The 5,907-nt window shown below is 41.5% G+C and carries 7 protein-coding genes and 1 pseudogene; all 8 read right to left on the bottom strand.

Annotated features, from left to right (window positions below; all coding sequences use genetic code 11):
- Nucleotides 1-385: 385 nt before the first annotated feature.
- Nucleotides 386-1,174: a TatD family hydrolase gene (locus H5202_RS17120; RefSeq protein WP_182773143.1), complete on the bottom strand. Its 789-nt coding sequence runs from the start codon at nt 1,172-1,174 to the stop codon at nt 386-388.
- A 55-nt stretch (nt 1,175-1,229) separates the two neighbouring features.
- Entirely contained in the window at nt 1,230-1,556 is a 327-nt protein-coding gene (locus tag H5202_RS17115) for a PilZ domain-containing protein (protein ID WP_182773142.1), read from the bottom strand.
- A 35-nt stretch (nt 1,557-1,591) separates the two neighbouring features.
- Nucleotides 1,592-2,590: a DNA polymerase III subunit delta' gene (gene holB, locus H5202_RS17110; protein WP_182773141.1), complete on the bottom strand. Its 999-nt coding sequence runs from the start codon at nt 2,588-2,590 to the stop codon at nt 1,592-1,594.
- 28 nt (nt 2,591-2,618) lie between these two features.
- Nucleotides 2,619-3,266 carry a dTMP kinase gene (gene tmk / locus H5202_RS17105; RefSeq protein ID WP_182773140.1) on the bottom strand — a complete coding sequence of 216 codons (648 nt, stop codon included), beginning with the start codon at nt 3,264-3,266 and terminating at the stop codon, nt 2,619-2,621.
- Complete coding sequence (mltG, locus tag H5202_RS17100) at nt 3,263-4,273, bottom strand: endolytic transglycosylase MltG (protein ID WP_443019432.1); 1,011 nt, start codon at nt 4,271-4,273, stop codon at nt 3,263-3,265. The genes tmk and mltG overlap by 4 nt, the downstream gene beginning before the upstream one ends.
- Complete coding sequence (gene pabC, locus H5202_RS17095) at nt 4,273-5,106, bottom strand: aminodeoxychorismate lyase (RefSeq protein WP_182773138.1); 834 nt, start codon at nt 5,104-5,106, stop codon at nt 4,273-4,275. The genes mltG and pabC overlap by 1 nt, the downstream gene beginning before the upstream one ends.
- Nucleotides 5,106-5,690 carry a dCTP deaminase gene (dcd, locus tag H5202_RS17090; RefSeq protein ID WP_182773137.1) on the bottom strand — a complete coding sequence of 195 codons (585 nt, stop codon included), beginning with the start codon at nt 5,688-5,690 and terminating at the stop codon, nt 5,106-5,108. Before dcd ends, pabC begins: the two co-directional genes overlap by 1 nt.
- Nucleotides 5,691-5,713: 23 nt before the next feature.
- Nucleotides 5,714-5,907 (bottom strand): annotated as a pseudogene (locus H5202_RS17085) (uridine kinase); the annotation flags it as partial.

Here is a 5,907-nt window from a genome sequence, read left to right as displayed (position 1 = left end):
GTAATTAAAGATTGTGTACACTCAAAAGAAAAATGCAAAATTAAGCATGATGTCATCTTCCAAGTGTGCTGTTCAGACCGTTTTTTAGTTAGCTAGCCTGGTTAAAGTCATGATGGCTTAATTAGAAAGCAAAGGATGATAATGTTATTTTTACGACAATAATGCAGCTTGCGGCTAGGGATGATGTTAATTCATCGTTTCATAGGGGAAGAATTTGAGTCATGTAAGCGCAGTTGTCTAATGCGACTGCGCCTAATGTTATGTTGTTTGCCTACAAAAACTTATATTGCCGCGCATAAAACCCCGACTGAGTTAATTTGCTGTTAGTCTCAAACTTGAACAGGCCTCAATCATGATGCAGAGTTGAATTAGTAGCAGAATTGAATTAGCGGCCAACTAGCTTCGCGGCATCTTTAAATAAATTAAAAAAGTTATCAGTAGTGTACTGAGCTAACTCTTCGAATTTCTCACCGCGAAGTTCTGCTACAAATTCAGCAACATTTCGAACATAAGCAGGCTGATTTTCTTGGCCTCGGTGCGGCACCGGAGCTAAATAAGGTGAATCTGTTTCGACCAGTAACCTGTCTTTTGGCACTTGGCGAATAACACTACGCAATTCGCCTGCATTTTTAAACGTTACAATTCCTGAAACAGAAATATAAAAACCTAAATCAATGGCGGCTTTGGCCATTTCCCAATTTTCAGTAAAGCAATGTAGCACGCCACCCACTTTGTCGGCATGCCCTGCTTTTAGCATATTAATGGTGTCTTCACGGGCGTCACGAGTATGTACAATTAATGGTTTATTCACCTCAACAGCTAACGCAATTTGTTGTTCGAAACACTGCTGTTGCAAGGTTTTAGTATCATTTGAATAGAAGTAATCTAAGCCTGTTTCGCCAATGGCAACCACTCTAGGATCTTCTGCGAAACGTTTAATGTCTTCGATGTTCAAACCTTCTTGTACATCTAGAGGATGTACGCCAGAAGATAAAAAAACATTATTAAAGGCAGACATTTTATCTCGCATGGCTTCAAAGCCTTGCTGACGAACGTTGACGCATAATAGATAGTCAACGCCCTGAGCTTTGGCATTGTCCATAATGGATTGTAAGCTGGCTGAGTCTGGGGCCGCTTTTAAGCGGTCAAGGTGGCAATGTGAATCAATTAGCATGGGAATTTTTTCGCAACTACATTAACAAATAAAACAGATGCGCAAGAATACCTAGCTACATAGTGCAGGTCAAATCGCTAGAGGCAAGTTCGCTTGATAATAACTTTTCAATATGATGTTTATGACTTTCAACATCTGTTTTAATTTTAACCCCAATACCCGCAGGGCGCCCACCGGATGCACCTAATGGATTAATCCATACCACAGTGCCTTTAAATTCATTTGTTTGGGTGGCATTAGGCAATCTATAAGCAATCGTAAGCTCTTGGCCTAAAAAATGACTTTCAGACGTCGCAACGAATAAACCTGCAGGCTTAATAAAAGGCATGTAAGCACGGTAAAGTTTATGTAATGTATCGTAATTAACAACAAGATCGACCATAAATGATTATTTTCTTTCCATAAACGGGTTAAAAATCAATATAAAACGTTATAATGTGTCAACTGCCTAAAGGCGAGAACATATTGCTGACACAAGGCTTGCGCGTTCACACTCGGCATTGTTTCAAGTCTATGACACATGGTCATCACCCGCCCAGCAAGTTCAATGACTTTTGATTGAACCAGTGGATTTAATGACTGACGACTGGTGTTTTCAGTTTTTAGCTTATTACTTTTTAACACATATTGGCGCAAGTACAAATACAAAACATTAAGTGCATCAACAATTTGTTGTTCAGACACCTTTAATAAACTATTGCTTAAATGACCCGTTTTTAAACTTTGAGCCCAATCTTGGCGAAATGTCAGCAGTTGTTGATAATGCTGACTGGTTAAACTGTTTGCTAATGCAAGAGGTCCACCAACAACACTAAGACACCATGTTACATCATGTATTTTCCCCTCGGCATTGGCAGCCGGTAGCAACTGCTGTGCCGCTAACCACTGATGGATCTCACTCTTTGTTGGCTCAACAAAATTAAGCGTTTGACAACGACTGGTAATGGTCGCTAGTAACTGGGCTGATGTATTTGTTTGCAAAATGAGTACAACATCATCGCCAGGTTCTTCGAGAGTTTTCAATAATGCATTAGCCGCTGCCAAATTTAAGCGTTCGGCATTAACGATTATAGCTACACGAGCGCCACCTTGCTGAGCCGTTTGCGTTAACGCTTGGCAGAGCTGACGAATTTGATCGACTTTAATTTGGTTGCCATCAGGTTCAATTATATATAAATCAGGATGATTACCTGCTGCCAATAACAAACAACTTTTACACTGACCACAAGCACCAACCGGAGTGAGTTGCTGGCAAAGCACTGTTTGCGCTGCGGCATTAGCAAGCTTATCGCCTCCTAATGCTTTATCGATGTTGAACAAATGTGCATGACTGCTCTTTCCACGATAATGCTGATCAACAAAACGTTGATGTGGGTCGGCTAACCAAGGCAGCTGGTTAATCTGATAATCACTCATGTCGGCACATTATCCCTCTTGGTATCAATCACAGCTCACTGGTGAGAGTGGATAAATGGCGTTGTAATTGTATACCAATATCATTATGCACTTGTTCCATGGATTGACTGGCATCAATCACCACAATGCTGTCATCTTCATGCGCTAATTGTAAATAGGTTCGTCTGGCTCGCTCAAAAAAATCAATCGCTTGTTGCTCAATTCTATCAAGCTCGCCACGACTAGCTGCACGGCTTAAGCCTAACGTAGGATCAATATCTAAATATAAAGTGAGATCGGGTTTAAAACCACGTAAGCAAGCATCACTGACCGCTTTCACTAATGGCATTAACCCTCGGCCACCACCTTGATAAGCTAATGATGACAGATTGTGCCTATCGCCAAGTACCCATTGACCAGCAGACAAAGCTGGTTTAATAACATTGGCGATGAGTTGTGTTCGCGCGGCATAAATGAGTAAGCATTCTGCTTCATCGCATAATGGATCAGTCTCATCGGCAATTTTAACTAAATCACGCATTTTTTCTGCCAAAGGAGTCCCGCCTGGCTCACGAGTACACACCGGAGCCTGCCCGATATGCTGCTTAATAATATCGTTAACAAGGGCTATCGCGCTTGATTTACCCGCGCCTTCTAATCCTTCGATAACAATGAACTTGCCTTGGTGTTGACTCATTTTCTCTTTCTCTGAAATTCGTTTACGGCATTATTATGGGCTTTCAACGTAGATGAAAACACATGACTGCCATCATTGCGTGAAACAAAGTACAGGTAATTTACTTTGGCTGGATTAGCAGCTGCAAATAATGATGCGCGGCTTGGTGCAGCGATAGGTGTTGGCGGTAAACCATCAATCTTATAGGTATTGAATGCCGTTGCTTCGCGTAAATCGTTACGAGTAATATTACCTTTATAACGTTCACCCATACCATAAATTACCGTGGGATCGGTTTGAAGACGCATGCCTTTTTTAAGTCTGTTATTAAATACTGCAGACACCCAATTACGCTCTTCAGGTTGGCCCGTTTCTTTTTCAATAATAGACGCAATAATCAATAATTCGTACGGTGATGATAACGCTAAATCAGGATTACGTCCTTCCCATGCTTGGGCTAAGCTTGATTGCATCATGTTGTAGCTGCGGTTTAAAATCATCTGTAAGTTATCATCTGCATGATAATGGAAGGTTTCTGGGTAGAACTTACCCTCAGGCAAACCAGAAGTATCACCATGTTGTAATAACACTTGGTTAAAATCGTCGGTATTCTGAGATAAATGCTCAGTTGTGGTGAGTGTTTGCTGCCACTCAGCAATGGTTTTGCCTTCAATCAAGGTGATGCTGAAAACCATTTGCTGGCCTAAATATAATCGTTTTAATAACGCTTCCAATGTATCGCCAGGGATCATTTGATACAAACCAGTTTTAATATGAGCAAGCTTAGGTTCAAGTTTGACCAGATATTTAACTTTCCAGCTATCGGTAATTAATGATTGCTGTTCTAATTGTTGCGCAAGCTTAATCACACTGGTGCCAGGTTCGACCGTTAATGTTTGAATTTCAGTTAGCTGTAATGGCTGTTTTTGGTAAGCAATTAAGCCAGAAACAAGCCAATACCCGCCAAGGCAAGCTACTGTAAATAAGGGAATAAGACTGGCTAAAATAAATGTTTTTATGGTTTTAATCATGATGATAAATTCACACTCAAAATGTGCCTGAATCGCGATGTTTGCGTCCAACGGCTAAATTGAAAATCGTCAATGGCAATTACATCAATAATGCCAAATAAACTGTTTGTTATAAATATATTGTCCGCTGCCTGAATATCACCAAGTGTGAGTTGTGCGGCCATAACAGCTATCCCTTGGCTGAGCAGAGTATCAATTAATGTCTCACGCATCACACCACTCACGCCTGCATGCGTTATTGCTGGGGTAAAAATGCGACCATTATTGACCACAAAAATATTGGCCATGGATGACTCTATCACATTACCATCACAGTCAAACACTAACCAATCTTGATGAGCACTAGGCAAAGGCTGTGACTTTATAAGCACCTGTTCCAATCGATTAAGATGTTTTATCCCTGCTAGAAGTGGTTGTCTTCCAAGACTTATAGGTGATGATGCCAGCGAAATACCACTTTGCTGCCAGTCAAGGTAATGCTCTGGAATGGGATGCACTGACACAACTTCTGTAACGTTTGCACTCAGAGGAGCTTGATAACCGCGTCCACCGACCCCACGAGTTAGCAATAGCTTAATGCAATGTTGTGGGTATTGTTTGGCGAGATGAGTCAACTGTTGTATTAAAGAGTCACTTGGATGCCACTGAATACCTAAACGCTCACAGCTTTGCTGCAAACGAGAAATATGCCCGTCAAGGAATAGGATCCCTGCGGACTTATCAGTTGATGCTGTGTGCATTGTTGCAAACACACCATCACCATAAGCGACACCACGATCAAATGGACTGATTAGTCCGTTTTCAACGTGATTAACCCAAACCGGTGCCATTATTTATCCTGGCTGATCCGGCTTGCGACGGCCTCTTGTTGATCTTTGTACTTCGAGCTTTTACGGGTGTTATATGGGCGGGCAACTGCAGAACTTAAACGCTCGAAATTTAGCGCACCAATGGTCATGCCGGGGCGAAGAGCCAACGGCAATTTACCACTGTTAAAGAACTCAAGTACAATTTTACCTTGCCAACCGGGATCAATGCGATGCGCGGTTGCATGTACCATTAATCCTAAACGAGCAAGTGATGAGCGACCATCTAACCAACCCACAATATCTGCAGGTAAGGTTACACTTTCATAGGTAACGGCTAATGCTAATTCTCCAGGATGAAGGAAAAAAGCTTGATCATCAGCAATTTCAATTTTGTCGCTCATAATCCGATCAAGTGCTATTTGCATTTCTGCACTAGGACCACTTAAATCGATGTAAGGTGCAGTATGGTCTTTAAATACACGAAATTGGCTGCCTAAACGTACATCCACGCTCACTCCCGAAATGGCTTCAATACCAGGACGAGGATCGATAATAATGGTGCCATTATCTAAACATTGCTCAATTTCTATATCGGTTAAACGCATGCTGCACTCTCTTTTAGATAAGGCTACTTCGCCAATAAATGCTGAATTCTAGCTTTTAAAATATCAGTTGCGATACGGTTTTTACCGCCCCGGGGAACGATAATATCGGCATATTGTTTTGACGGTTCAATAAACTGTAAAAACATCGGGCGTACGGTTCGTTTATATTGTGAAATAACCGATTCCATTGTTCTACCACGTTCAGCAACATCACGAG

This window comes from Shewanella sp. SG41-4, assembly GCF_014164505.1.
Lineage (GTDB): Bacteria > Pseudomonadota > Gammaproteobacteria > Enterobacterales > Shewanellaceae > Shewanella.
The sequence above is the reverse complement of the archived record's forward strand: the minus strand, read 5'-3'. Positions and strand labels throughout refer to the sequence as shown.